This is a genomic window from Delftia sp. DS1230, assembly GCF_040112715.1.
In the GTDB taxonomy this organism is placed as follows: domain Bacteria; phylum Pseudomonadota; class Gammaproteobacteria; order Burkholderiales; family Burkholderiaceae_C; genus Comamonas; species Comamonas tsuruhatensis.
Window position 1 is genome coordinate 3,615,674 of sequence record NZ_CP157763.1, and the last position, 25,803, is coordinate 3,641,476.

Annotated in this window: 20 protein-coding genes and 1 pseudogene; 10 read left to right on the forward strand and 11 right to left on the reverse strand. The window is 67.8% G+C overall.

Translation table 11 applies throughout. The features are described 5' to 3' along the window. The first annotated feature begins 30 nt into the window (after nucleotides 1–30). The 4 genes and pseudogenes from AAN986_RS16275 to AAN986_RS16290 form a co-directional block, all read left to right on the forward strand. Nucleotides 31–753: an SDR family oxidoreductase gene (locus AAN986_RS16275; protein ID WP_082138164.1), complete on the forward strand. Its 723-nt coding sequence runs from the start codon at nucleotides 31–33 to the stop codon at nucleotides 751–753. A gap of 257 nt (nucleotides 754–1,010) precedes the next feature. Beyond that, entirely contained in the window at nucleotides 1,011–1,457 is a 447-nt protein-coding gene (locus AAN986_RS16280; RefSeq protein WP_047219554.1) for a DUF1772 domain-containing protein, read from the forward strand. An 11-nt stretch (nucleotides 1,458–1,468) separates the two neighbouring features. After that, nucleotides 1,469–1,945 carry a hypothetical protein gene (locus AAN986_RS16285; protein ID WP_047219553.1) on the forward strand — a complete coding sequence of 159 codons (477 nt, stop codon included), beginning with the start codon at nucleotides 1,469–1,471 and terminating at the stop codon, nucleotides 1,943–1,945. Nucleotides 1,946–2,069: 124 nt separating this feature from the next. Beyond that, nucleotides 2,070–2,207 (forward strand): annotated as a pseudogene (locus AAN986_RS16290) (IS3 family transposase); the annotation flags it as partial. Nucleotides 2,208–2,402: 195 nt separating this feature from the next. On the opposite strand, the gene AAN986_RS16295 reads toward AAN986_RS16290, so the two are convergent. After that, nucleotides 2,403–5,075: a hypothetical protein gene (locus AAN986_RS16295; protein WP_349335401.1), complete on the reverse strand. Its 2,673-nt coding sequence runs from the start codon at nucleotides 5,073–5,075 to the stop codon at nucleotides 2,403–2,405. A gap of 121 nt (nucleotides 5,076–5,196) precedes the next feature. Between AAN986_RS16295 and AAN986_RS16300 the strand changes: the two genes are divergently transcribed. From AAN986_RS16300 to AAN986_RS16315, 4 genes are all read left to right on the forward strand, one after another. Beyond that, on the forward strand, nucleotides 5,197–6,735 hold the full coding sequence (locus AAN986_RS16300; RefSeq protein ID WP_047219725.1) for a 3-hydroxyacyl-CoA dehydrogenase: 1,539 nt from the start codon (nucleotides 5,197–5,199) through the stop codon (nucleotides 6,733–6,735). 170 nt (nucleotides 6,736–6,905) lie between these two features. Beyond that, nucleotides 6,906–7,625, forward strand: coding sequence for a Crp/Fnr family transcriptional regulator (locus AAN986_RS16305; protein ID WP_012205125.1), 720 nt, complete (start codon nucleotides 6,906–6,908; stop codon nucleotides 7,623–7,625). Between the two features lie 145 nt (nucleotides 7,626–7,770). Next, nucleotides 7,771–8,856: a phosphotransferase gene (locus tag AAN986_RS16310; protein ID WP_016446719.1), complete on the forward strand. Its 1,086-nt coding sequence runs from the start codon at nucleotides 7,771–7,773 to the stop codon at nucleotides 8,854–8,856. A 78-nt stretch (nucleotides 8,857–8,934) separates the two neighbouring features. After that, on the forward strand, nucleotides 8,935–10,209 hold the full coding sequence (locus AAN986_RS16315; RefSeq protein WP_016446718.1) for an acyl-CoA dehydrogenase family protein: 1,275 nt from the start codon (nucleotides 8,935–8,937) through the stop codon (nucleotides 10,207–10,209). 70 nt (nucleotides 10,210–10,279) lie between these two features. On the opposite strand, the gene AAN986_RS16320 is transcribed toward AAN986_RS16315, so the two are convergent. From AAN986_RS16320 to AAN986_RS16345, 6 genes are read right to left on the reverse strand one after another with little or no spacing between them, the layout of a single operon-like run. Next, a complete protein-coding gene (locus AAN986_RS16320; RefSeq protein WP_047219726.1) occupies nucleotides 10,280–11,737 on the reverse strand; it encodes an efflux transporter outer membrane subunit in 1,458 nt (485 codons plus the stop codon). Nucleotide 11,738: 1 nt separating this feature from the next. Continuing rightward, a complete protein-coding gene (locus AAN986_RS16325) occupies nucleotides 11,739–13,751 on the reverse strand; it encodes an ABC transporter permease (RefSeq protein ID WP_047219734.1) in 2,013 nt (670 codons plus the stop codon). Further along, nucleotides 13,751–14,992, reverse strand: coding sequence for an efflux RND transporter periplasmic adaptor subunit (locus tag AAN986_RS16330; protein WP_017405378.1), 1,242 nt, complete (start codon nucleotides 14,990–14,992; stop codon nucleotides 13,751–13,753). Before AAN986_RS16330 ends, AAN986_RS16325 begins: the two co-directional genes overlap by 1 nt. A 49-nt stretch (nucleotides 14,993–15,041) precedes the next feature. Then, nucleotides 15,042–15,419, reverse strand: coding sequence for a DUF3325 domain-containing protein (locus AAN986_RS16335; protein ID WP_016450743.1), 378 nt, complete (start codon nucleotides 15,417–15,419; stop codon nucleotides 15,042–15,044). Continuing rightward, nucleotides 15,416–17,131, reverse strand: coding sequence for a PepSY-associated TM helix domain-containing protein (locus AAN986_RS16340; RefSeq protein ID WP_047219727.1), 1,716 nt, complete (start codon nucleotides 17,129–17,131; stop codon nucleotides 15,416–15,418). The genes AAN986_RS16335 and AAN986_RS16340 overlap by 4 nt, the downstream gene beginning before the upstream one ends. 1 nt (nucleotide 17,132) lies before the next feature. Next, a complete protein-coding gene (locus AAN986_RS16345; protein WP_349335402.1) occupies nucleotides 17,133–17,495 on the reverse strand; it encodes a DUF3649 domain-containing protein in 363 nt (120 codons plus the stop codon). 714 nt (nucleotides 17,496–18,209) lie between these two features. On the opposite strand from AAN986_RS16345, the gene AAN986_RS16350 reads away from it, so the two are divergent. Then, nucleotides 18,210–18,581, forward strand: a complete 372-nt coding sequence (locus AAN986_RS16350) for a hypothetical protein (RefSeq protein WP_047219728.1) — start codon at nucleotides 18,210–18,212, stop codon at nucleotides 18,579–18,581. A gap of 3 nt (nucleotides 18,582–18,584) precedes the next feature. Next, nucleotides 18,585–18,842 (forward strand): hypothetical protein, encoded by a 258-nt coding sequence (locus AAN986_RS16355; protein ID WP_046241588.1) that lies wholly within the window; start codon nucleotides 18,585–18,587, stop codon nucleotides 18,840–18,842. Between the two features lie 126 nt (nucleotides 18,843–18,968). On the opposite strand, the gene fhuE is transcribed toward AAN986_RS16355, so the two are convergent. The 4 genes from fhuE to AAN986_RS16375 form a co-directional block, all read right to left on the reverse strand. Further along, the gene (fhuE, locus tag AAN986_RS16360) at nucleotides 18,969–21,503 is read right to left on the reverse strand and encodes a ferric-rhodotorulic acid/ferric-coprogen receptor FhuE (RefSeq protein ID WP_047219729.1); all 2,535 of its coding nucleotides are present in this window, start codon (nucleotides 21,501–21,503) and stop codon (nucleotides 18,969–18,971) included. A gap of 141 nt (nucleotides 21,504–21,644) precedes the next feature. After that, a complete protein-coding gene (locus AAN986_RS16365; protein ID WP_047219730.1) occupies nucleotides 21,645–22,628 on the reverse strand; it encodes a FecR domain-containing protein in 984 nt (327 codons plus the stop codon). 5 nt (nucleotides 22,629–22,633) lie between these two features. Beyond that, entirely contained in the window at nucleotides 22,634–23,116 is a 483-nt protein-coding gene (locus tag AAN986_RS16370) for a sigma-70 family RNA polymerase sigma factor (protein WP_043791465.1), read from the reverse strand. Between the two features lie 126 nt (nucleotides 23,117–23,242). Next, nucleotides 23,243–25,723: a TonB-dependent receptor gene (locus AAN986_RS16375; RefSeq protein ID WP_047219731.1), complete on the reverse strand. Its 2,481-nt coding sequence runs from the start codon at nucleotides 25,721–25,723 to the stop codon at nucleotides 23,243–23,245. Nucleotides 25,724–25,803: the final 80 nt, after the last annotated feature.

Sequence of the window (25,803 nt, forward strand, 5' to 3'; positions counted from 1 at the left end):
AACCAGCACATATCCACACAGGAAATGAAAATGGCGAAATCCTTAGCTCTAATAACAGGAGCCAGCCGTGGCATTGGAAATTCGCTAGCATGCGCATTTGCTGAAGATGGCTTCAACATTGTCGCGGTTGCGCGGGATGGGGAGAAACTTGAGCAGCTTGCGGAAAAGTTGAAGCGTGAGCACGGAACCAAAGTCATTCCGATCACAGTCGATCTAACTGATAATATAGCCACCGCAACTCAGATTGAAGCGGTGCTCTCAAAAGAAAAGCAACTGGATGTACTGATCCATTGTGCTGGGATCTTCCGCTTTGGCACTGGAGATCTGAGCGTGGCCGATTTTGAGCTCATGCTCAGAACCAACGCAATAGCGGCCCATAATATCACAAAAATCAGTCTCCACTATCTTCGACAGGCAAAGAAGGCCCATATTTTCGCCGTCGCCTCAATAGCAGGCATGGAGCCATTCGCACCGGTAGGCGGATATGCTGCGAGTAAACATGCACTGGTTGGCTACGCCCGTTCAATTGCCCGACAAGAGATATTGAACGGCATTCGAACGACCGTGATCTGCCCTGACGTGGTGAACACCGAAATGGCCTCCGGCAGTGGCATGACACCAGAACAGATGATTAAATCGGAGGATATTGTCCGAGCGGCTCGTTTTGCCATGTCATTGTCTGACGCCGCAACACTAGAAACCATCACTATTGGATGCCGGCCGGTTCACGGCAGCATCCGTCATCAATTGTGAATTCAACCGGTCAATGCAACGCAATAACTACACTTGGTGCAAGTAGTGCTGGCAGGAAGCAACGATCATGGATTTACATCACCAAAACACTGAAGGCGATGAGGAAGATCGCTGTAGCAAGGGCGAGACCCTGCACCAGATCGGCAAGCTATCGGCCTATCCATTGTCCGCCTTCGCGCCACCCCGCATCTTTTACAGAATTTCTGGCGTGGCTGGCATTTTTAACCCCCGATACCGGATCACGGCAGGAGAAAGTAATGCAGCTCTTATTCAAAATTCTGGCGATTATTGGATCGGCTATGTTCGCGGGCGTCATGCTCGCTATCGGCGTGATCCTGGGTGGCTACTGGAAAAATTTGCCGCCCGCTGAATTTTTAGATTGGTTTGCGCAGCACAGTGGCCTAGTCATGCGCGCAATCCCATTGGTCGTCATCCCGACCTTGATCGGTCTGGTCGGCGCATTCTGGTACGACTCGAAAAAACCTGCCACGCGCTGGCTTTGGCTTGCGTCCCTCGCCTGCATCGTCGTTGTCCTAGGCTTCACAATTACCTATTTCATGCCGATCAATACCGCCTTCGCCAGCAAGGTGGTTGCGATTGATCAGGTAGCCGCGATGCTCGAATCCTGGCTTCTACTCCACAATATCCGCATTGCCCTCGCATTGGCCGCATCGGTGCTGGGAATCTTGGCTATCAACCACTAAAGAGAAACACGATGCTCAGAATTATTCACCCGATTGCCGGTCTGGTCGCCATCCTCACAATAGCGACGTTCTGGCTCTCAACAGCCATTTCCGAATTATTCGCCTCCCAGGCCACGATGATTTTCATCAAGACGGCTATTCCCTGGGGCTTCATCCTGCTGGTGCCAGCCCTTGCCGCCACGGGCTGCTCCGGCTTCCTCCTATCGAAAGGGCGACGACAAGGGTTGGTCAATACCAAACTCAAACGCATGCCCTTCATCGCTGCAAATGGTCTGCTGCTACTGATACCGGCGGCATTTTTCCTTGCGTCCAAGGCAAAGGCTGGCGAGTTCGATATTGCGTTCTATGCGGTGCAGGCACTAGAACTGGCTGCTGGCGCGTTGAATATCACCCTGCTGGGCCTGAGCATGCGCGATGGGATAGCGCTTACGCAATGGCGGCGCAAAAAGGTATCTTCCAGCGCTACGCATAGGAGCATTCGCAAGTGAACCGGCTTGAATCGCCCCAGGAATCGAGGAGGCTCCTTCAAATGCTCCACCGAGGTTGTTGAGCGCCCCGTGCGCATGGTCCTTGAAAGTGAGGACCTTCATCGACGAGCAGTGCAAGCGCTTCGGGTTCAAGCCGATCTGCAAGGCCTCGCAGATTGCCCCGTCGGGCTACTGCCGCCGTGCGGCGCGTCTGCGCAATCCGGCACTGTTGCCAACCAGAACGCAGCGCTATGCCAGCCTGGCACCGCAGATCGGGCGCGTCTGAACCAGCAATTTTCAGGTCTACGGCTATCTCGCAAGGTCTGACGGCAAACGCGTTGCGGTGGCGCGCCAGTCAGGCCATACCTGCCTGAATCACACCAACTAACCTCCACGAATGCCGGGGCGATTCACTTTCTAGCCCGAGCAGGCAGACTATTTACACAGCCTGACGTGCTCTCTTTTCGATGCACACCGTTCAGTCCTTGGACGGCTCCTTGCCGTCACCCTGCGGCGACGGAGCCTGTGGCGTGGTCCGAAAGGCCGGGTCGGTCTCGCGCGACAGCAGCATGTCCACCGAGCGGCTCAAGGGCTCGTCCAGGCCACGGTGATCGCGAAGGGTTTCGGGCGGTTGCAGCTCCCAGTTCTCCAGCGCCAGATCCATGCTCAGCGGCGCCTTGAGATTGTGCTCGCTGAAGCCCACGGGGCCTGAGCCGGGCGCCGACAGCACCACGGGCGGAAAGCGCGAAGGCACGTCCACCGTGGGCAGTTCATCCTCGCCCAGCGCGGTGAGGTCTATGTCCAGCAGCGGTGCCGCCGCATCGTGGATGAAGGACGGCGTCTCGCTCAGCGGAACGGCACGCACCTGGCCGGCAGGCAGCTGGCCTGCCTGATCCAGGTCGAAGTCCAGCGGCTGCATTTCAAACTGCAGCGGCGCGGACAGGGAGTCCGGCGCGCGGCTGTCGGCAGCCTTCTCACCGGCTGTACCGGAGACCACCGACAGCGCCTGCGTGTCCATGGGCGTGAACTCCAGGCCCGGATCCTGCGGCGACAGGGAAGAGGCAGCCTGCTGCGGTGCGGCCTCTACCGGAGGCGGTTGCAGCTCGGCCATCCAATCCACATCCATGAAGGCGGCAGCGGCGGCCGGTGCGGGAGCGGGTTCCGCGGCCGATGCGAGGACGGCTGCGCCGGCCGTGGCTGCGCCGGCTGCGGCCGTGCTCGCCACCATGCGCGGCGTGGTGCGCTCGCGCGGGCCGGGCTCGCCGCGCGTTCCGGCGGGCGAGGTGCGCGCGATGGACAGCAGCAGCAGCAGGTCATCGAAAGCGGCCAGGTCGAAGGGGGCTGGCGCATCGGGGTCGGGTGCACCGTCCTGCTTGAACAGGTAGTGCGCCAGGCAGTCCTCGACCTCGTCCACAGGCCACAGCGCCTCGATGCGTGCCAGCTGCTCGGGATAGCCCTGCAGCAGGCTGCTGCCCTTGTCGGTGAAGCCCGGCATGGCCGGCACGCGGGCATTGAAATGCTTGGCAAAGCGGGCGCGCAGCTGGTCGAAGTCGTCTCGGCGGCTCAGCGTGTAGTACAGGTGCAGCAGCTCCAGATAGGCCAGCGGCGAGGAATCCTCATGCGTGGCGATGTGCGAGCGCAGCAGCTCGATGGCCTGCTGGTGCTCGCCCACCGAGATGAAGAATTCCGCCTGCTGCTGCACGTCGAACATTTCGCCGGGCTGCACCATGCGCCGGGCCTTGATGGCCTCGGGCGCAGGCGAGCGCGCTGCGGTCTTCTCGCCCTCCGGCTCGGGCAGCTCGGCCTGCACGGACACAGGCACGGGAATGGTGGCCGGGCCGAAATCGCCGGGGTCCACGTCCTCATGCAGCTCGTACGTCACGCCAGGGCGCATCTGCGCGCCGCGCTGCACATAGGGCGAGGCCAGGGTATCCGGGCCACGGCGATCATCCGGCGACGGCGCAGGCCGGTGTTCACGCAGGCTGGGTGCCATGGGCCGCGTGGGCCGATGGGGGTCCAGGGAATGCGGCAGGGTGTTGATCCCGTCATCGTGCGAATGCGGCGGGCTCGACGGCACGGGGTCCTGCGACGAACGCTCCACCGATTCCCGCCAGGCATCCGGCTCGCGCGAGAACAGCGAGGCGCCCGAGCGCATTTTCCAGGCCATCCATGCGATCACGGCCACGGCGGCGATCAGCGCCAGCAGCAGCGCATTGAACAGCCACGACGAGCCGCCCGACTCCTGGCGCATGGCCTCCAGTTCGGCCCGTAGCTGGGCCAGTTGCCCACGGTCGGCGGTGTCGCGCTTCTTGAAGGCCGCCATTTCGGCCTCCAGCGCCTGCACGCGCTTGTTGGCCTCGGCCAGCTGCTCGCTGCCCGCATCGAACATGGGAGCCGCAGATGCGGCGCCGCCCTCGGGTGTCCCGGGTGTTCCGGCTGCGCCAGCGGCGCCCGGGGTGCCGCCCGTGCCCAGCCATTCCTCCACCGGCTCCATGCGCAGGCGCGGTTCTATGCGCAGGCCCGCCTGCAACTGCCCGGCCTGGGCCTGGGCGGTCACGCCCACGGGCGGCCTGGATTTCTCGGCCGCCGCCTTGGGTTTGGCCTGGGGCCTTGGCTGTGTCTTTGGCTTGGACTGGGGTTTCGGTTCCTTGGCAACGGGCACCGCTGCGGACCTGGAATCGGCCCGGGCGCTGCGGCCAGCGGCCGGGCGGGAGGAAGTCGAAGATGGGTCGGAAGCAGCACCCGCTGCCCCCGCTGCACCTGCAGCACCGGCACCCGCGGCCGCCAGCGCCGGTTGGGCTGCCGCCAGTTCCCGCACATTGATGGGCTGATTGCCCGTGGCATCCACCGACTCGGGCAGCTGCGCCAGCAGCGTATAGCTGCGGCTGATGCCGCCGCCTTCGCAGCCGGCCCAGAGCTTGAGCGTCACCACAGGCTCGTCCACTGTGTAGCTGGCCTGCACACGAACGGCCTTGCCCGATGTGGTCGGGCTGACGCGCACACGCGAGGATTCGATGGGCCTGTCACCGGCCAGCAGCTCGGCGCGCACGCAGGAGCTGCCGGCGTCATTTCCGCTATCGGGCTGCAAGCCCACCACCAGGTCGAACGGAGCGCCCAGCACCACGTTGCCCCGGGGACTGCCCAACGACAATGCGGACGCGTTCCAGGCCATGGAGGACAGGGCGACGCCGAGAATGGTGCTACAAATTCTCACATCAGCCTTTCTTTGAACGCTTGCATTTTTGCATAGACACCTGTAGGACACCTCCTCTATGTACATGATCCAAAACAACATTTCTCCTATCAGGAACGTCGGATTGATAGGCGCAGGCATCATGGGGCAAGGCATTGCCCAGCTGGCCGCCCAGGCAGGCGCCGGCGTGCTGCTGCAGGACGCTCGCCCGGGCGCTGCCGCGCAAGCGCAGCAACAGCTGTTTGCGCTGTGGGACCTGCTTGAGAAGAAACAAAAAATAACAAGTGAGCAGGCCGCAGATTGCAAGGCCCGGGTGACGGTGGCGGACGGTCTCGATGCGTTCAGGAACTGCGACCTGGTGATCGAGGCCATCGTCGAGCGCATGGATGCCAAGCAGGCGCTGCTGCGCGAGCTGGAGGCCATCGTTGCGCCCGGGACCCTCATCGCCAGCAATACCTCGGCCCTGTCCATCACCACGCTGGCCACGGCGCTCGAGCACCCGCAGCGCTTTGCCGGCTTTCACTTCTTCAACCCGGCGCCGCTGATGAAGGTGGTGGAGATCGTGCGCGGCCTGGCCACGGACGAGGCCACCTGCGCCGCGCTGGCACAGTTCGCGCGCAGCTTCGGCCACACGCCCGTGCGTGCGCAGGACACGCCGGGTTTCCTGGTCAACCACCTGGGCCGCGGCTATGTGACCGAGGCGCTGCGCATCGTGCAGGAAGGCATTGCCGACTTCGCCACCATCGACCGCATCCTGCGCGAGCAGGTGGGCTTCAAGCTCGGCCCGTTCGAGCTGATGGATCTCACCGGCCTGGATGTCACCCATGCCGTGATGGAGCACATCTACCACCAGTACTACCAGGAGCCGCGCTACCGCCCCAGCCCCATTGCCGCGCAGCGCGTGGCGGCCGGCCTGCTGGGCCGCAAGACCGGCCAGGGCTTTTACCGCTATGCCGAAGGCCGCGCCGAGCAGCCTGCCGAGCCTGCCGTGCCGCAGGTGCAGACGCTGCCACCGGTCTGGGTGTCGGCACGCGCGGCCCGGCGCAACGAGATCTACCAGTTGCTCAAGAGCCTGGGCGCGCGCATTGAAACCGCGCAGGCACCGACCGAGCAGGCCTTGATCCTGGTGGCGCCGCTGGGCCTGGACGTGACCACGGTGGCTGCCGTGGAGCGGCTGGACTGCACGCGCACCATGGGCATCGACATGCTGATCGCCGACACCGACACGCGCCGCCGCGTGCTGGCCACCACGCCGGCCACGCGCACCGACATGCGCGACGCCGCCCATGCGCTTTTTGCCAGCGACGGCAAGGCCGTGAGCGTGATCCGCGACAGCGGCGGCTTCGTCACGCAGCGCGTGGTGGGCTCCATCGTCAACATCGCCAGCGACATCTGCCAGCAGGGCATCGGCAGCCCGGCCGACCTGGAAAAGGCCGTGACCCTGGGCCTGGGCTATCCCATGGGCCCGCTGGCCATGGGCGACCGCTGGGGGCCCACCAACATGCTGGAGGTCCTGTTCAACCTGCAGACCGTCTACGGCGATCCGCGCTACCGCCACAGCCCCTGGCTGCGCCGCCGTGGCGCGCTGGGGCTGAGCCTCACGCACGAGGAGCCATAAGCCCTGCAAAGCCGGCGACCCGACGCACGACGGGTCGCCTTTTTTTCGCTGCCCTGCCCCGTTTTCGGCAGGCCCAGACACCGAAGTGACAGACCCGCCGGCGGCATGCTGCGCCGCGGCGGTCCCACACGCGACAATGTGACCGTCATCAGTCACGCAAAAGACAGGCCATGGACGACCCGATTCTTACCATCGAAGAACGTGAAGCGATCAATTCCGGTCGCTGGTTTTCATCACTTTCTCCATCGCTTCGGCACGACATTCTTCGATGCGCTTACGTCAAACGGTTCAAAGATGGCACGCTCATCTGCGCACGCGGAGAACCGCCCGAGGAATGGATCGCCTGCGCCCGGGGTGCGGTGCGCGTGAGCTCCACCTCGATCACGGGCAAGCAGATCACGCTGGACTACGTGGAGCCGGGCATCTGGTTCGGCGACGTGGCCATCCTGGACGGGGACAAGCGCACGCACGATGCCTATGCGCACGGCGAGACCACGCTGCTGTGCGTGTCCAAGACCGACTTCAAGAAAATCCTGTCCATGCATGTGGAGTTCTCGGAAGCCATGCTGCGCCTGCATGCGCGGCGCATCCGCCAGCTCTACGGCCTGGTCGAGGACCTCAACACCCTGCCGCTGCGCGCGCGCCTGGCCAAGCAGCTGCTGCACCTAGTGCGCAGCTATGGCGTGACCAGCCTGTCGGATGGCAGCGAGATCCGCATCGGCCTGCACCTGGCGCAGGAGGAACTGGCGCAGTTGCTGGGCGCCTCGCGCCAGCGCGTGAACCAGGAACTCAAGGCCATGGAGCGCGAGAACGCCATCCGCATCGAGCCGGGCGGCCTGGTGGTCTGCGACCGCGACACGCTGCTGCGCATCGCCGCGCCCGACGCCTGAACCTGCGCGGCCCGCGCCGCGCCCCCTCCCCTTTTCTTGCACCGACCGGACGCTCTCGCCGGCCGGTGCCTTGCCGCGCCCGTGCTGCGCGGCTGTTCCCGTTTGTTGAACCGATTCTCGAACCGATCACAGGACTGACTGCCCCATGAGCACTTTCGACCATTTCGTAGGCACACGCGCCGTCTCCGACCAGCACGCATTCGACGTGCCCGCGCTCACCGCCTGGATGCAGGGCCATGTGCAGGGCTTTGCCGGCCCGCTGCAGGTGGAGATGTTCAAGGGCGGCCAGTCCAACCCCACCTACAAGCTGATCACGCCCGGCCGCAGCTACGTGATGCGCTCCAAGCCCGGCCCCGTGGCCAAGCTGCTGCCCTCGGCCCATGCCATCGAGCGCGAGTTCCGCGTGATGAAGGGCCTGGCCGGCACCGACGTGCCCGTGCCCCACATGTATGCGCTGTGCGAGGACGAGTCCATCATCGGCCGTGCCTTCTACATCATGGAGTGCATGGAAGGCCGCGTGCTCTGGGACCAGTCCCTGCCCGGCATGGAGCCGGCCCAGCGCGCCGCCATCTACGACGAGATGAACCGCGTGATCTCGGCCCTGCACACCGTGGACTTCGCGGCCCAGGGCCTGGCCGACTACGGCAAGAGCGGCAACTACTTCGAGCGCCAGATCGGCCGCTGGAGCAAGCAGTACGTGGCCTCGGTCACCCAGCCCATCCCCGAGATGGACCAGCTCATGCAGTGGCTGCCCGCCCACATGCCGGCCAGCGCGCTGGATGCCTCGCGCGTGTCCATCGTGCACGGCGACTTCCGCCTGGACAACCTGATGTTCCACCCCACCGAGCCGCGCGTCATCGCCGTGCTGGACTGGGAGCTGTCCACCTTGGGCCACCCGCTGGCCGATTTCAGCTACCACTGCATGAGCTGGCACATCCCCGCCACGCTGGGCCGGGGCATCGCAGGCAAGGACCTGGCGGCCCTGGGCATTCCCGGCGAAGAGGAATACATCCGCCGCTACTGCGAGCGCACGGGCCTCAAGGACGTGGACACGCTGCGCGCCGACTGGAACTTCTACATGGCCTACAACATGTTCCGCATCGCGGCCATCCTGCAGGGCATCGCCAAGCGCGTGGAAGCCGGCACGGCCTCCAGCGCCCAGGCCAAGGCCTCCGGCGACACCGCCCGGCCCATGGCCGAGCTGGCCTGGTCCTTCGCCCAGCGCAGCTGAGCCATCCAGACCGCCCCCATCACTCACCGATCACCCCGTTTCCACCACAAGCGACAAGCCAAGAGAAGGAGCGCATCCATGGACTTTGAATATTCGCCCAAGACCAAGGACCTGCAGGAACGCCTGCTGAAGTTCATGGACGAGCACATCTATCCCGGCGAAAAGGACTATGCCGCCGAGATGGAAGCCAACACCGCCGCAGGCAAGCGCTGGACGCCGCTGCAGACCATCGAGAAGCTCAAGGTCAAGGCCCGGGAGCAAGGCCTGTGGAACCTGTTCCTGCCCGTGGACAGCGCCGAGGCCGCTGGCTACAAGGGCGGCGGCCTGACCAACCAGGAATACGCGCCGCTGGCCGAGATCATGGGCCGCGTGCCATGGTCCAGCGAGGTGTTCAACTGCTCGGCGCCCGACACCGGCAACATGGAAACCATTGCGCGCTACGGCAGCACCGAACTCAAGGAGCGCTGGCTCAAGCCGCTGCTGGACGGCAAGATCCGCTCGGCCTTCGCCATGACCGAGCCCGAGGTGGCCTCCTCCGACGCCACCAACATCTGCACCCGCATCGAGCGCCAGGGCGACGAGTACGTGATCAACGGCCACAAGTGGTGGATCTCGGGTGCCGGCGATCCGCGCTGCCAGGTCTTCATCACCATGGGCAAGACCGACCCTGATGCGCCCAAGCACTCGCAGCAAAGCATGATCATCGTGCCCGGCGACGCGCCCGGCATCCGCATCGTGCGTCCGCTCAACGTCATGGGCTATGACGATGCGCCGCACGGCCACATGGAGATGTACTTCGAGAACGTGCGCGTGCCCGTGGGCAACATCCTGCTGGGCGAGGGCCGTGGCTTCGAGATCGCCCAGGGCCGCCTTGGCCCCGGCCGCATCCACCACTGCATGCGCCTGATCGGCCTGGCCGAGCGCGCGCTGGAGCTGATGTGCAAGCGCGCCAGCTCGCGCATCGCCTTCGGCAAGAGCGTGGCCCAGCAGACCGTGACGCAGGAACGCATCGCCGAGGCACGCTGCCGCATCGACATGGCGCGCCTGCTCACGCTCAAGGCCGCCTGGCTGATGGACATCGCCGGCAACAAGGTGGCACGCAGCGAGATCGCCATGATCAAGGTCGTGGCCCCCAGCATGGCCTGCCAGGTCATCGACTGGGCCATGCAGGTGCACGGCGGCGGCGGCATGAGCGACGACTTCCCGCTGGCCAGCGCCTACGCCCACGCGCGCACGCTGCGCTTTGCCGACGGCCCGGACGAAGTGCACCGCAACGCCATCGCCAAGTGGGAGCTGGGCAAGTACGGCGCCTACGGCAAGGATGCCGGCGTGCCCATCACGCGCGGCAGCTGAGCAGGCTTCAAGCCTGAGGTCTCAGGCCGCACACCCGGCAGGACCGGGTGGCGGCCCTGGCCCTTCCCTCTCAGCCAGGTGGCAATGCCCCCTGGCTTTTTTGTGCCTGTCTTTCCGGCATTTCAGTGCCCATGGCAGGCGCCTCCCACCCCCCGCCCAGCGCCCGGTACAGCGCCACGCGCGCCTGCAGCTGCAGCAGGCGCTGCAGCACGGCATCGTCCTGGGCCGCGTACAGCGTGGTCTGGGCCTGCAGCAGGGACAGCAGGCTTTCCGCCCCGGCCTTGTAGCGCAGCTCGGCCAGCGACACGGCCTGGCGGGCCTGGGCCAGCACCTCGGCCTGGGCCTCGGCCTGGGCCTTGAGGCCGTGGACGGCGTTGAGCGCCAGGTCCACATCGCCATAGGCCGCGACGATGGACTTGTAATAGCCGGCCAGCAGCTCCTCGCGCCGGGCCTGGGCGCCATCGCGCTCGGCCGCCAGCCGGCCGCCGTCGAAGATGGGGCCGGCCAGTCCGGCCAGCAGCGAATACACGGGCTCGCGCAGCCAGTCGCTGGCGCGCCCAGCGCTGGTGCCTGCACTGCCCGTAAGGGTCAGCCGGGGCCACAGCGCTACGCGGGCGGCCTGCAGGTTGGCGCTGGCGGCGGTCAGTTGCGCCTCAGCACTGGCAATGTCAGGCCGGCGCTGCAGCAGCTGCGTGGGCAGGCCTGCGCCGATCTCGGGCAGTTGCAGGGCTTGCAGCGAATCCGTGGCCAGCGCGGGGCGGCGTGCCTGGCCCAGCAGCACGGCCAGCGTGGCATCGGCATCCTCGCCCTGGCGGCGCAGCGTGGCCAGGGCCTGGCGCTGGCTGGCCACCAGGCCGCGCTGCTGGGCCAACTCCAGCTGGGTGGCGGCGCCTGCGCGCGCGCGGGACTCCACCAGGCCCAGCAGCCGCTCGGCATTGGCCACGTTGCGCGCCGCAATGGCCTGGCGCTCGCGCAGCGCCACGGCCTGCAGCCAGCCATGGGCCACCTGGGCGGTGACCGTGAGGCGCACCGTGTCCTGGTCAAACCGGCTGGCCTGCCAGGCCGCCGCCGCCGCATCGCGCGTGGCGCGGTTGCGGCCCCAGAAGTCCACCTCATACGAGGCCGTCAGCGCAGCGCCGTAGACGCTGGCCTGCCCGCCCGCCACCTGTGCATGGTTCATGCGCTGGGCGCGCAGCTCGCCGCTGAGCGACGGCAGCAGCGCCGCGCCTGCCTGGCGCGTGGCCGCCTCGGCCTGGCGCACGCGGGCCATGGCGGCAGCCATGTCCAGGCTCTGGTCCTGGGCGGCCTGCACCATGCCGCCCAGCTCCGCACTGCCAAAGGCCTGCCACCACTGGGGTGAGACGGAGGCAGGGACGGCTTCGCCCTGCTGCTTCCACGAAGCGGCCAGCGCAGGCGCTGTCCTGTCCGGCACCGTCTGCTGCACGGCGCAGCCGCCCAGGGCAAGCAGCGCGAGAGCGATGCAGCCCAGGCTCGCATTTCCCAGCGTCTTGTCGTTCATGTCTTTCATCTCACTCTCCCGCCAGCGCACGCACCGGGTCCAGCCGCGCCGCCGTCTTGGCAGGCATGTAGCCGAACACCAGGCCCGTCACCACGGCGCAGGCAAAGGCGCCCAGCATGGCGCGCACCGAAAACACCACGGGCACGCCCGCCACGATGAGCACCACGCCCACGGCCAGGCCGGCCAGCAGGCCCACCGTGCCGCCCACGAAGGTGACCAGGCTGGCCTCGGTCAGGAACTGGCGCAGGATGTCGCGCTGGCGCGCGCCCGTGGCCATGCGGATGCCGATCTCGCGCGTGCGCTCGCGCACCGTCATCAGCATCACGTTCATCACGCCGATGCCGCCCACCACCAGGGAGACGGCGGCAATCAGGCCCAGCATCACCGCCATGCTCTGGCGCGTGGCCGCCTCGGCCTGGATGCGCGCGGCCGCGTTGCCGATGCCGAAGTCCTCGCGCCCGCCGTGGCGCGCCAGCAGCAGCTTGCGCATGGCCTCCTCCGCCTCGTGCACCACGTCGGAGGACATGGCCTCGATCACCACATAGTCGGGCTGGGTCTGCGACTGGTAGACGCGCGCCCGGCCCGAGCGGTAGGGAATGAAGACCATGTCGTCATAGTTCTGCGCGCCCGAGTCCGCGCCGCGCTCGCTCATCACGCCGATGACCTCGAAGGCCGACGTGCCGATGATCAGCTGGCGGCCCAGCGGGTTGGGCGTGTCGGGGAAGAAATGCTGGTGCGCCTTGTGGCCCAGGACCACCAGGGGCGCCAGGTCGCGGTCCTCGGCCTCGGTGTAGTAGCGGCCCTGGGCCACCTTCCAGTGGTGCACCAGGGGCATTTCCTCGCTGGCGGCGAACACGTAGATCTGCTTGTCGGCCTTGCCGTAGCGCACGGTGATGGGGTCGCCGATCACGGGCATGACGCGCCGTATCTCGGGCAGTTCGCGCACGGCGGCCAGGTCTTCCTCGGTCATCTGCCCGGCCGGCCCGCCCGTGGCCGGCGGCTTGCTGCCCATGTAGAGGATGGCCGTGCCCATGGTCCCCATCTGCTCGACCACCTTGCGCCGCGCGCCCTCGCCAATGGCCAGCATCACAATCACCGAGGCCACGCCGATGACGATGCCCAGCAAGGTCAGGCTGGTGCGCACGCGGTTCATGCGCATGCCGCGCCAGGCGCTGCGCGCGGCCTCGAACAGCTCGGCCAGCCAGGGCGCGCCGGCGCTGCCGCGCTGCGGCGTGAGCGGCAGGGCAGCGGCGCCCGCATTCGCCGCATTTGCCGCATTCACCGCGTTGGCGGCATCGTCGCGCCGGCTGTCGCTGGTGATGCGGCCGTCGCTGATCTCGATCACGCGGCGCGCCTGGGCGGCCACAGTGCGGTCGTGGGTGATGAGGATGATGGTGTGGCCCGCATCGGCCAGCTCTCGCAGCAGGGCCATGACCTCGGCGCCGCTGTGCGAGTCCAGCGCGCCCGTGGGTTCGTCGGCCAGGATGATCTGGCCGCCGTTCATCAGCGCGCGCGCAATCGACACGCGCTGCTGCTGCCCGCCCGACAGCTGGTTGGGCCGGTTGCCCAGGCGCGAGCCCAGGCCCAGGCGCTCCAGCAGCGCACGGGCGCGCCGCACGCGCTCTTCCTTGGGCAGGCCGGCGTAGATGGCGGGCATTTCCACGTTCTCGCTGGCGCTTTCGCTGGCGATCAGGTGGTAGCCCTGGAAGACGAAGCCGAAGGCCTCGCGCCGCAGCCAGGCCAGCGCGTCCGAGTCCAGCGTGGCCACGTCCTGGCCCTGGAAGTGGTAGCTGCCCTCGCTGGGCCGGTCCAGGCAGCCCAGGATGTTCATCAGCGTGGACTTGCCCGAGCCCGAGCTGCCCACCACGGCCACGAACTCGCCCGCGCGTATCTCCAGGTCGATGCCGTGCAGCACGGTGACGGCGGGCTGGCCGCTGTCGCCGCCGCCGTAGTGCTTGGTGATGCCGCGCAGCTCTATCAGCGGTGCGGTCAGCGGCGCGCCGGCCTGCATGCCCTGCGCCATCACCATTGCAGCCACCGCGGGCCACGGTCCAGAGGCGTCTCGCCGACGATGACGCGCTCGCCTTCCTTCAGGCCCTCCAGCACCTCGGCCTGGTGGCGGCTGCGCACGCCCAGGCGCACGGTGCGCTGCTCGGGCTGACCCTTGGCGTCCAGCACGCGCACGGTCTGCGTGCTGCCTGCCTTCTCGGCCGTCTCTGCCTTCTCTGCCTTTTCCGCCTTGCCAGTCGTTCCCGCCTTGTCGGCCACGGCCATCAGCGGCACGGTGAGTGCCTGCGCGGCCTGGCCGGTGACGAAGACCACCTGGGCCGTCATCTGGGGCATCAGCTCGGCGTCCTCGTTGTCCACATCGAACAGCACGGTATAGGCCACGGCCTTGGTGGCGGGCGCAGGCGCCTGGCCCGCATTGCCGCCGGCCGGCGCCTGGCTGGTAGAGGGCGAAGGCAGCACCTGGCGCACCTTGCTGGACCAGCGCCGGGGCCTGGCCTGGTCGGCGCCGCCCAGCGTGGTGAAGTACACCGGCATGTCGTCGCGCACGCGGCGCACGTCGGCCTCGGACACTTCGGTCCACACCGTCATGGCCGACAGGTCGGCAATGCGCAGGATGTTGGGCGTCTGGTAGGTGGCGTTCAGCGTCTGGCCCTCGCGCGCCTCCACCGACACCACGGTGCCCGCCATGGGCGCGTAGATGCGCGTATAGCCCAGGCGCGCCTCGTCGGCCTTGAGCGTGGCCTGGGTCTGGTCGATCTGGGCCTTCAGGTGCTCCATGCGGGCACCGGCGGCGGCCAGGTTGGCTTCTGCGGTCTGCAGGTCTTCCTCGCGCGTGGCCCCGTCGCGGGCCAGCTGGCGCTGGCGCGTGAGCTGCTGCTCGGCCAGCTTGCGCAGCGCCTGCTGCTCGGCCAGCTGGGCGCGCAGGCCGGCCAGCGAGGCACGCCCCGCATCCACCGTGGCGCGCTGCACGCTGGGGTCGATCTCCACCAGCAGTGCGCCCTTTTCCACCTGGGCGCCGGGCTCCACGCGCAGCCGGGTGACCTGGCCCGACACCTGGGCGCCCACGTCCACATAGCGGCGTGGCTGCAGCGTGCCGATGGCCGTGACGGTGGACTCGATATCGGTGCGTGCCACGGTCTCGGTCTGATAGGCCACGGCAGGCCGGCTGGACCACCAGGCGGCCGCGCCCCCGGCCGCCGCCAACAGGACCACCGCCACGGCGATGGCTTTCCAGCGTTGCTGCGTGCGCGTCATGCTTGCCTCCCGATCACACACACCCCGAACTGGAACGAAAGCAGGAAACTCATCTGAAAAACCCCGTAATGCCGAAACTGAAAACAATCCACGCCAAATCCGCCACGGCAAGCACGCCAGCCAACCAGGCCAGCCGCGCCGCCCAGCGCGCATGGGCGCTGATCAGGGCCACGGCCATCAGCGCGCCGGCGGACACAAAGCCCAGCCAGGCCACCGTGCCCACCGTGCCGCCCCAGCCCGAGACAACGGGCACAAGGGCCAGCGCCAGCAGCGCCGTGCCCAGGCCGCGCAACTGCGGGCCACGGCGGGCCGGCAGCTCGCGCGCGCCGGTCAATTGTTCGTAGTGGCGGTCCATGGCAAAGGCCAGGGCCGCCATGCCTGCAAAGGCCAGGGCCAGTGCGGCCAGGGATGCGTGCAACGTGCTCATGCCTGCACCTCCGAGGGGCCGGCCACGGCGGCCTGCCCCTTGGCCGTCCTTGCCTTGGCGGCGGCACCCGCGCCACGCCGCACCAGCCAGCGCCAGGCCCAGGCGGCCGCCAGCCCCGTGGCCAGGCACAACAGCTCCACCCCGGCGCTTTCCCAGTCGCCCTCCAGCATGTGGGCCGACAGCGGCTCGCCCACGGTGATCCAGTTGAGCAGCGGCAGCAGCAGGCACAGCATGGCCAGCAGGCCCATCTGCTGGCGCCAGGCCGTGGCTGGCGCGCAGGCCAGCGCATGGACCAGCGCCAGGCCCCACAGCCCGAAGAACACGGCCAGCTCCCAGTCATCGCGGTGCGCCAGGCCGACGGGCACCAGGCGGTTGGCCCACAGGTAGCCGATGCAGCCCAGGCCCAGCCCGGCGATGGCCGCCACGTTCAGGCCCTCGATCAGCCGGTACACGCGCGCCGTGGCGCTGCCGAACTCGCCCTGGTGGCGGCTGCGGCGCTTGACCATGAAGAGGATGGCGCCCGTGGCCATCATGGCCGCGCCCGCCAGGCCGCACAGGAAGTACAGCCACTTCATGGCCAGCCCGCCGAACTTGACCATGTGCAGCCCGCCCATGACCGCCTGGGCCAGCGAGGGGGCGCCGCCGTCGGCACCGCCGGGCAGGCGTACCTGCAGCACCTCGCCCGTGGCGGCCGAGAACATGGCCATGCCCGAATTGGGGCTCAGGCGCTGATGCGCACGGTCATCGCTGTTCCAGCCGTAGACGCCGATGCGTGCCGAGGCATCGCCGGGATGGTCGATGACCACCGCGCGCACCGCCTGGCCCATCAGCTCCTGGCCGCGCCGTGCAAACGGCTCCAGATCGGGCACCGCCAGGGGCTTGCCGGACAGCGCGGGCGGCCCGGCCTCGTTCATGTCGGCGATGAAGGCCGTGCGGGCGGCCTGGTCCGTGCCATAGACCGTCCAGACGCCAACGGGCATGAAGCTCAGGCTGGAGATGGCGATGCCGGTATAGGCAATCATGAACTGGAAGGGCAGCGTCAGCACCGCCACGGCGTTGTGCGCGTCCAGCCAGCTGCGCTGGCCCTTGCGTGCGCGAAAGGTGAAGAAGTCCTTGAAGATGCGCTTGTGCGTGACCACGCCGCTGACCAGGGCCACCAGCATGGCCATGGCGGCAATGCCTATCACCCACAGCCCCACCTGCCCGGCATGCAGTTCATAGTGGAAATCCACGAAATGGTTGCCGCCCATGGTGGCGCGCGCGGCGCCGTGGCCGTGGCCGGCCCCCATTTCCTCGCCCGTGGCGGTGTCCAGCTCGGCATCGGCGTACTGGCGGTTGGCGTCGAACCAGTAGACACGCAGGTCGCCGCCGCCCTTGTCGTCGGACGGCCAGATCTCCCACATCTGCGCGCCCTGGTGGTGCTTTTGCATGTAGGCCGCGCCCCAGGCCAGGCGCTGGCCCAGGTCCGCACCCTGCCCGGCCGGCGCGGCGGCGCGCGCTGCCGCCTCGGCCGCCTCCTCGGCATGGTGCTCGGGCGTCATCCAGTGCGTGATGGCTTCCTGGAACACGGCCAGCGAACCCGTGAGGAACACCGCGAACAGCAGCCACGAAAACCACAGCCCGCACCAGGTATGCAGCCAGGCCTGGGCCTGGCGGAAACCGCCCGTGGCAGCGCCGCTGCCGGGGACCTTGCTGATCTGCTCCTTTTCCATCTCAGCCTCCCGCGCCATTGCGCGCCAGCAGCAGCGCGGCGCCGCCCATCAGGGCCGCAGGCACCAGCAACCCCAGCCAGACCCGGCCCGCCGAAACCGGCGAGAACGCCCAGATCACCGCCAGCGCGTGCAGCGCAAAGCTCCACTGCATGCCGGCGATCACGGCATCGACACGCGCGCCGGGCAGCGCAGCGGCCAGGAAGGCCGCCAGCGCGCTGGCCAGCGCATAGCCGCCGAAGACGGCGGCCAGCAGGCGGGACAGGACAAGCAGGCCCGGATGGGTGGGTTTGGCGGAATGGCCGGATTGGCCGGATTGGCCGGATTGGCCGGATTGGCCGGATTGGCCGGAATGGGAGAGGGACATGTAGTGGGTTGTTCAGAAAAGCGGCAATGCAAATGCCGAAAGCAATGGCCGTGACGGCCCTCCTGATACATGACAAACGAGATTGAAAAAAAGGCCAGCCGCAATGGACAGCAGCCTGGGTGGTTGCCGGCCTACGCCCGGTGTTGCTGTGCCCGCCCGCAGGCCGGCATGGGGCTGGCGCTCACCCTGCACGCGGAGTGCGGTGAAGGAGGCGGACAAATCCATGGGGCTGGATCATAACCGCGCAAAGAAGAATCATTCTCAATGAACGCAACGCATGCCGGGCTCTTTCAGCGGTCCCTGGGCCATTCCTGAAAGGGCGAGATGGCAAGGTGCAACGGGCCGCAAAGCGACTTTGCGCACGCCGCACGCGCTATCATCCGCACCAGCCCCCTGTCACGGGGCCGGTGCTTCAAAACACCCATTTAGTAAGCGGTGCTGCCTCCCCGAAAGCGAGGCCTTATCACGTCTGAATTCCGGGCTGTGGACGCTCGTCCACGCCCCTGCGGTTTCGGGCGGGATGGGGCTACCCGTAAGGGCGTCCGCACATCTTGCTGTGTGTTTTGAACATCCCGTCCACCTGTTTCGTGCTTCAAAACGCGGAGTCGGTGGTTTCAGTCTCAGTAAGGAGCACGGAAACATGACTGCCGTTTCTCTGGCACTCGCCTGCGCGCCCTCTTTTGGCGCCGCCCTTTCCACACGGAGGGCCCAGGCATGACCCCCGCCCAGCCCAAATCCGCCACGGACAGCCACACCACCCGGCAGCTGTCCAATGCCCTCACCCAGGTGGACCATCTTGTGCAGCAAGGCTGTGCAGAAATCTCCTCCATCGCCCAGTTGGCCCTGGCATGGCTGGAGACGCCCAAGGGCCATCGCCACATGGACGTGGTGGCCCGCGCCCTGCAAAGCATCCGCGACAGCGCCGAGACGCTGGCCGACTACGCCGGCACCGAGGCCCAGGCCATGGGCTGCGGATTCGAAGACGCGGCCGAGATGCGCCGCGCCGAAGCGGCCGAGGCAGCCGCCAAGGCCATGGCGCAACTGCTCGGATGCCGCACCCATGAGCCGGTGCGCCCGCAGGGCTGAGGCATGGCCATGGACAAGGACACCCCCAGGACACAGCCCCCCAGCCTGCACCAGTTGACCAGCGCCATCACCGAGATCCACGGCAGCGTGCAGGAAAACTGCACCGAGATCTCGGCCCTGGCGCAACTGGCCCTGGCGGCAGTGCATGCACCGCAGGAGCACCACAGCCAGCAGGCCCTGGCCCATGCGCTGCGCGCCATCCGCGACAGCGCCGACCTGCTGGCCGGCCATGTGAAGGTGGAGGCCCGGCGCGTGGTGTAGCCCCATCCGCAGCCTACCCCGCGATGACTCTGCAAGGCCGCTGGCTCCGCAATGGGCGCCAGCGGCCTGCACCGCCGTCCTCAGCTGCTGCCGCGCCAACTCCACCCCATCCTCACAGGGAAAGCTTCACCACTTGTAGTTCAGCACCGCCATGGCCTGGCGCGGCGTGCCGAACTGGCCCTGGCCGTCGATGTTGACGTAGTACTTCTTGTTGAAGAGGTTGTTCAGGTTCAGCTGCAGCGAGAGCCTGGGGCTGAAGGCATAGCGCGCCATGAGGCTGGCGGTGGCGAAGGATTTCTGCTCGAAGACCAGGTCATTGCCCGCCACGAAGACGCTGGCGCGGGTGCGGCTTTGCCATTGCAGGCCGCCGCCCACGGTGAGCTGATTCCACCCACCGGGCAGGCGGTAGGAAGTGAACAGCTGGGCCTGGGTCTTGGGCGCCCAAGCGTTGATGGACAGGCCCTGGGCGTCACGCGCGACGGTGTGGGCAATGCCGGCCGACAGGTTCCAGCCCGTGGCCAGCTCGCCCGAGACCTGGGCCTCGAAGCCCTTGCTGGTCACGCCCTTGGCGCCGTAGTAGGCGAAGTCGGTGGTGCCGGGCACGACCTGGCCTTCGTCCAGCTGGGCCACGTTGTCCTGCTGGATGCGGAAGACGGACAGCGAGCTGTTGAGCCTGCCGTTGAGGTGCTCGCCCTTGATGCCAATCTCGAAGCTCTTGCCCGCCACGGGGTCCAGGTAGCTGCCGCCGCGGTCGCGGTAGTTCTGGGGCTGGAAGATGTCGGTGTAGCTGGCATAGGCCGAGAAGCCTTCGCTCAGGTCCAGCACCAGGCCTGCGTAGGGGATGAAGACGTTGTGGTCGCGCACCTCGCTGAGGCTGCGCACCTTCCAGCTGCTCTGGCGCCCGCCCACGATGAGCTTGACCGGATCGGCCAGCGACAGGCGCAGCGCGCCGTACAGCGCGTCCTGGCGCGTGTGGTCCAGGCTGCTGGTGGTCAGCGGCCCCCAGGTGGGCTCGGCATAGGAGCCGTCCCATTGGTAGTAGTTGCCCACGTCCTGCAGGGGGCTGGTGCGCGCATGGCCGGCCTTGTGTTCGCGGGCACGGCTGCTGGTCAGGCCGACAACGGCCTCATGGCGGCGCCCGCCCAGTTCCCAGCCGCCCGTCACCTGCAGGTCGGCGCTGTTTTGCTGGAAGCTGTATTCGGAGTAGTTGGGCAGGGCTGCCATGCCCAGGCCGGTGGTGATGTCGGGCTGGCGCATGAGGTACAGCAGCTTGGCGTCGTAGGCGCTGTCGCGGTGCACGAAGTTGGCCTTGAGCTTCCAGTCGTTGCCGAAGCGGTGCTGCAGATTGGCGAAGATGCTTTTGTTGGTGCTGTTCCAGCGCGTCCAGTTCGCAGCCGTGGTCTTGGAGGTGCTCCAGTCGGCCGGCATGCCGTTCGTGAAGACCAGCGGCAGGCCGCCCCAGGTCGAGCCGGTGGGCCGGTTGGCCTGGTAGTCGGCGCCCACGCTGAGCGTGGTGTCGGGCGTGAGGTCGGCATCGATCACGCCGTAGAAGACCTGCTTGCGCGCGTGGTAGAGGTCCACATGGGAGTCGCGCTCTTCGGCCATGCCGGCGACGCGTGCGCGGATGCGGCCGTCCTGCGTCAGCGGCATGGACAGGTCCACCGTGCCGCGATGGTGGTTCCACGAGCCCACGCTGGCCGAGGCCGAGCCCGTGAACACCTTGCTGTTGGCGTGCTTGCGCACCATGTTGATGGAGGCCGACGGATTGCCCGCGCCCGTGAGCAGGCCCGTGGCGCCGCGCACCACTTCGACGCGGTCATAGATGGTGGTGTCGTTGCCCGATTCGCCGTAGAACGACAGGCCGATGGAGGTGGGCACGCCGTCGTACTGCAGGTTGTCCACGTAGAAGCCGCGCGAGTAGAAGTCCGAGCGGTCGCTGTCCGAGCTGACGACATGGATGCCGGTGACGCTGCGCATGGCGTCGTTGAGCGAGAGCAGGCCCTGGTCCTCGATCTGCTGGCGCGTGAGCACGCTGACGGACTGCGGCGTGTCGCGCAGCGACAGGCTCAGGCCCGTGGCCGCCGCCGTGGCCGGCGTGGTGTAGGAGCCCGAGCCTTCGGTAGTGGGGCTGGCCTGGGCCGAGGCCGTGACCAGCACGGTCCTGAGTGTCTGGGAGGACGGCGCGCCTGCCGCACCCGCAGCACCCGCCGCGCCGGAGGTGGCCGGCACCACGGGCATCTCGCGCAGGGTGTAGCCGCCGCCGGCCGAGCGCACGGCCGCCAGCGGCGTGCCCAGCAAGGCGCGGTCCAGTGCCTGCTCCACGGTGAAGCGCCCGCTCACGCCGCCGCTGCGCAGCCCTTCGGTGACGGCCGAGCCGAAGGTGACCAGCACGCCGGCCTCGCGCCCGAGCTGGTTGAGCACGCTTTCCAGCGGGCCGGCGGCAATGTCGTACTGGCGTTGCTGCGAAGCACCGGCAGCCGGCTGCGCCCAGGCCTGTGCCGGAGCCAGGGCGCCTGCGGCAGCCAGCCCCGCCAGCGTGCCCGCGCACAGCACCTGCAGCGCCAGCGCCACCGGACGCAACGCCGGGGCCGCCTGGGATGGGCGGACAGTGGGGGCGGCAGCCTGCCGCATGGAGTTCTGGCGCATGGTCTGAGGGCGCATGGAAAGGCCTTGTTGCAATGGTTGTAGAGAAGCGTTGGCGCACGCTGCGGTGCGCTCCTGTCTCTGTTGACAGCCATCGCCGGCAAATCAGCTCAAATTTTTTTCAGGAAAGTGCGAAGGCCTTCATGCCGGCCGTGCCGCTCATGCCTTGCCCGCCCCGGCAGGCCGCACCATCACCCAGTAGCGCGAGAAGGAGTGGATTTCCACGGGCAGCGAGGAAGTCAGCGCGGCCAGCACGCGGTCGGTGTCGGCCAGCGGATAGGCGCCGGAGACGTGCAGGCCGGCCACGGCCGGGTCGCAGCCCAGGCGCCCGCGCCGGTAGCGGCCCAGCTCGGCCAGGAAATCCTCCAGCCGCATGCGCGAGGCCACCAGCATGCCTTCGGCCCAGGCGCTGGCCGCCGTGTCCAGCGCGCCGGAGTGCACGGCCTGCTGGGCCGTGAACGTGCCCTGCTCTCCCGCATTGATGCGCTGCGCGGCATGCGGGGCATGCGCGGGCCGCAGTTGCACGGCGCCTTGCAGCACGCCCACTTCGATGCCGGGCTCGCGCTCGCGCACCGTGAAGCGCGTGCCCAGGGCCTGGACGGCGCCCATGGCGGTCTGCACGATGAAGGGCCGGTGCAGGCTGTCCGGCGCGGTCTGCACGAGGATTTCGCCACGCACCAGCTCCAGCACGCGCTCGGCTGCGCCGTAGCGCAGGTTGAGGGCGCTGCCGGTGTTGAGCAACACGCTGCCGCCATCGGGCAGCGGCAGCCGGCGCTGCTCTCCCACGGCAGCCACCTGGTCGGCCGTCCAGCCGCGCCAGGCCTGCGAGCGCACGACGGCTGCGGAGCCTGCGCCCGAGACCAGCAGCACGGCCAGCGCCTGCACCGCACGGCGCCTGCCGGCCGAGCCGGGTGCGGCCAATGCGGCCCGCGCCAGCGGCATGGGGATGCCGGCCATCTGGCTGCCCATGGATTCGATGCGCTGCCAGGCGGCCTCATGCTCGGGGCTGGCCGCACGCCAGCGCTGCAGGCCATCGTGCTGCCGGGCCTGGGCCTGGCCGGAGTTCAGTTGCAGCCACCATTGCACGGCCTGGCGGGCCACTTCGGCAGAAATGGGGGAAGAAGCGGAAGGGAACGCCTGCATGCCGCCTACTCCGGGAAGAAGCAGCGCATGGCCGCCTTGGCCAGATGCCGCTTGACGGTGGAGACGGAAATCCCCAGCTCGGCCGCGATCTCGCCATGGCCGAGCCCTTCGAGCTGGGCCAGCAGGAAGGCCTGCTTGGCCAGCGCGGGCAGGCGGCCCAGGCGGCGGTCTATCTCCACCAGGGTCTCCAGCACCATGAGCCGGACCTCGGGCGGCGGCGCCACGGGCTCGGGCATGGCGGCCAGGGCATCGAGATAGGCCTGCTCGATGGCGCGGCGGCGCACCTGGTTGATCAGCAGGTTGCGGGCAATGGTGGTCAGGTAGGCGCGCGGCTCCTGGAGCTGGTCCAGCCCCTTGGCGCCCAGCACCTTGAGGAAGGTGCTCTGCGCCAGATCGGCCGCGTCGAAGGCATTGCCCACCTTCTTGCGCAGCCAGCCCTGCAGCCAGCCGTGGTGGGCCAGGTACAGGGATTCGACATGGGCGGACAAGGAAGGCGATGGGCTGGACACGCGGCGACCCGAGATTGAGAATAATTCTCAATTATAGGCAACTGCGCCCCTCTTGCGGCCCAGCTCTGCCGCCTGCTGCTGCAGTCCGTTCCTCCTGGCCGTGTTTCAGAACTTGCCGCGCAGGGTGAGCGTCGCGCTGCGCGGTGCGCCGTAGACATTGCCCCAGGCCGGCGCGCCTATGGTCTGGTAGTAGGTCTTGTCGAACAGGTTGGCCACGCTCAGTGCCACGGACCAGTTGCGGTCGATGCGGTAGCCCAGGCGGGCAGACCACACGGCATAGGCTGGCTGCACGTCGGTGATGGCTCCCACCGCGCGCGAGCTGGCGGTCTGGAAGTTGACGCCGCCGCCCACGTTCCAGGCGCTCCATTCGCCCGGCAGGCGGTAGTCGCTCCAGACCCGCAGCATGTGCTTGGGCGTGTAGGTGCTGGCGAACTCCACGCCGGCATTGGAGGTGTTGTCCAGGTACTTGAAATGGCTGAAGGTGTAGCCGGCAAACAGCTGCCAGCCGCGCGCCACCTCGCCGCTGATCTCGGCATCCAGCCCCTGGCTGCGGACCTTGCCCACGGAGACATAGCAGTAGGTGCTGGCCGAGCAGGGGTTGACCAGGTCCTCTTCGGCGCGGTTCTTCTGGTCGATGCGGAACAGGGCCACGGCCGCGTTCACCCTGCCGTCCAGCAATTCGCCCTTCATGCCCACTTCCAGATTGCGCCCCTTGATGGGTGCCAGCAGGTCGCCGGCCGCCGTCACGGCGTTCTGGGCCTGGAAGATGTCGGAGTAGCTGGCATAGGCCGACCACTGGTCATTGAGCGCATAGACCAGGCCGCCATAGGGCGTGATGACGCCACTTTCCTTGTACGGGTCGTTGTAGGCCTCGCCCGTGTTGCGGTAGTTGCTGCTGCCCGTGAAGCGGGTGACGCGGGCGCCGCCGATCAGGGTCAGCGCATCGGTGAGGCCCAGCCGCGCCACGCCGTAGGCGCCGGACTGGGTCATGCGGGTGCGGCTTTCATCGCCACGATAGCGGTTGGCCAGGAATTCCGCGCGGGACGGCTCGCGGATGGCGGCGCTCGGGTCGAACACGTTGTTGGGCAGGCCCATGCGGATCAGCGAATAGTCGCTGTCGTTGACCATGCGGCCCGTGTTGGCACCAAAGCTCAGCGAATGCCGGCGGCCGAAGGCGTCGAATTTGCCGTCCACCGCCACGTCCAGGGTCTTGTTGTCGGTGGTGACATCGAACAGGCCGGCATACATCTCGTTGCCCGCCAGCGTGGCGGGATTGATCGCCCCCAGGGCGAAGGCGTACTTCATGTCGTGCTTTTCCCGGGTGTAGCCCGCCGTGGCCTTGACGGTCCAGTCCGCGTTGAAGCGGTGCTGCAGCTCGGCAAACAGCGATGTCTGCTCGCTGTCCCAGCGGTTCCAGTCCGCGCCCAGGAAGGTGGAGCGCGGCAGCCGCAGGTCTGCCCCGTCGGCATAGCGCGGCAGGCCCTGGAAGAACGGCGTGGAGCGCAGCCGCTCGTGGGTGGCGCCCACCGTCAGCCGGGTCTGGGAGCTGAGGTCGTACTCCAGCACGCCGTAGAGCACTCCGGTGCGGCTGCTGGCCACGTCGTAGAAATAGTCGCGGCTGTTGAGGCTGGCGACCACGCGCCCGCGCAGCGTGCCGGCCTCGTTGAGCGGGCCCGTGGCATCGATCTCGCTACGCAGGTTGTTCCAGGAGCCCGCACTGGCCGATACCTCCAGCTGGCGCTCTGCCAGGGGGCGCTTGCGCACCATGTTGATGGCGGCGCTGGGCGAGCCCGCCCCCTGCAGCAGCCCCGTGGCACCGCGCACCACTTCCACGCGGTCCAGCGTGGCGGCGTTGCTGGTGAAGTTGTCGGCCTGCGGGTAGTAGAAGGCGCGGTTCACACCATCGAACTGGTAGGTATCCACGCGGAAGCCGCGCGAGTAGACATAGCGCCCGCCCATGGGGCTGTCGTACATGGTGATGCCCGTGGTGCTGGCCAGCACGTCGTCCACGGTGTGGAGGTTCTGGTCGTCCATGCGCTGGCGCGTGATCACGCTGATGGACTGGGGGATATCCTTGATCGCCTGCTCGCCCTTGCCCACCGTGACCGCGCGGGCCACGTAGCTGCCCGTGCCTTCGCTGGTGGCGCTGCGCTCGGCGCGGGCCGTCACCTGCACTTCGTTCAGGACCGTGGTGGAACCGGCGCCAGCGCCGGCCGGTGCGGCCTGCCTGCGCAGCGTGTAGCTGCCATCGCTGCGCGCCACCATGTCCAGCCCGCTGCCGGCCAGCAGGCGCTGCAGCGCCTGCTGCGGCGCGTAGTGGCCGGACAGGGCCGGGCTGGTGAGCCCTTCGGTCAGCGCAGGATCGAAGGACAGCGAAATGCCCGCCGCCGTGGCCACGCCGGCCAGCGTGCGGCCCAGCGGCCCGGGCGCAATCTGGTAGGTCTGGGCTGCGGGAGCGGGTGTGGGAGCAGGTGCCGGTTCGGCCGCCTGCCCGGCGCCTGCGGCCAATGCCATGCCCAGCAGGGCCAGGCGGGCGGCATGCGCCAGGGGATGGAAGACGGGATGCGGCATGGGTACGGCAGGCATGGAAATCGGTCCTTGGAGGCGGTGAAGAAAAAAGCTCTTTCCCCGTTGCCAGCCGAGATCCGAAAAAGTGTCACCCTGCC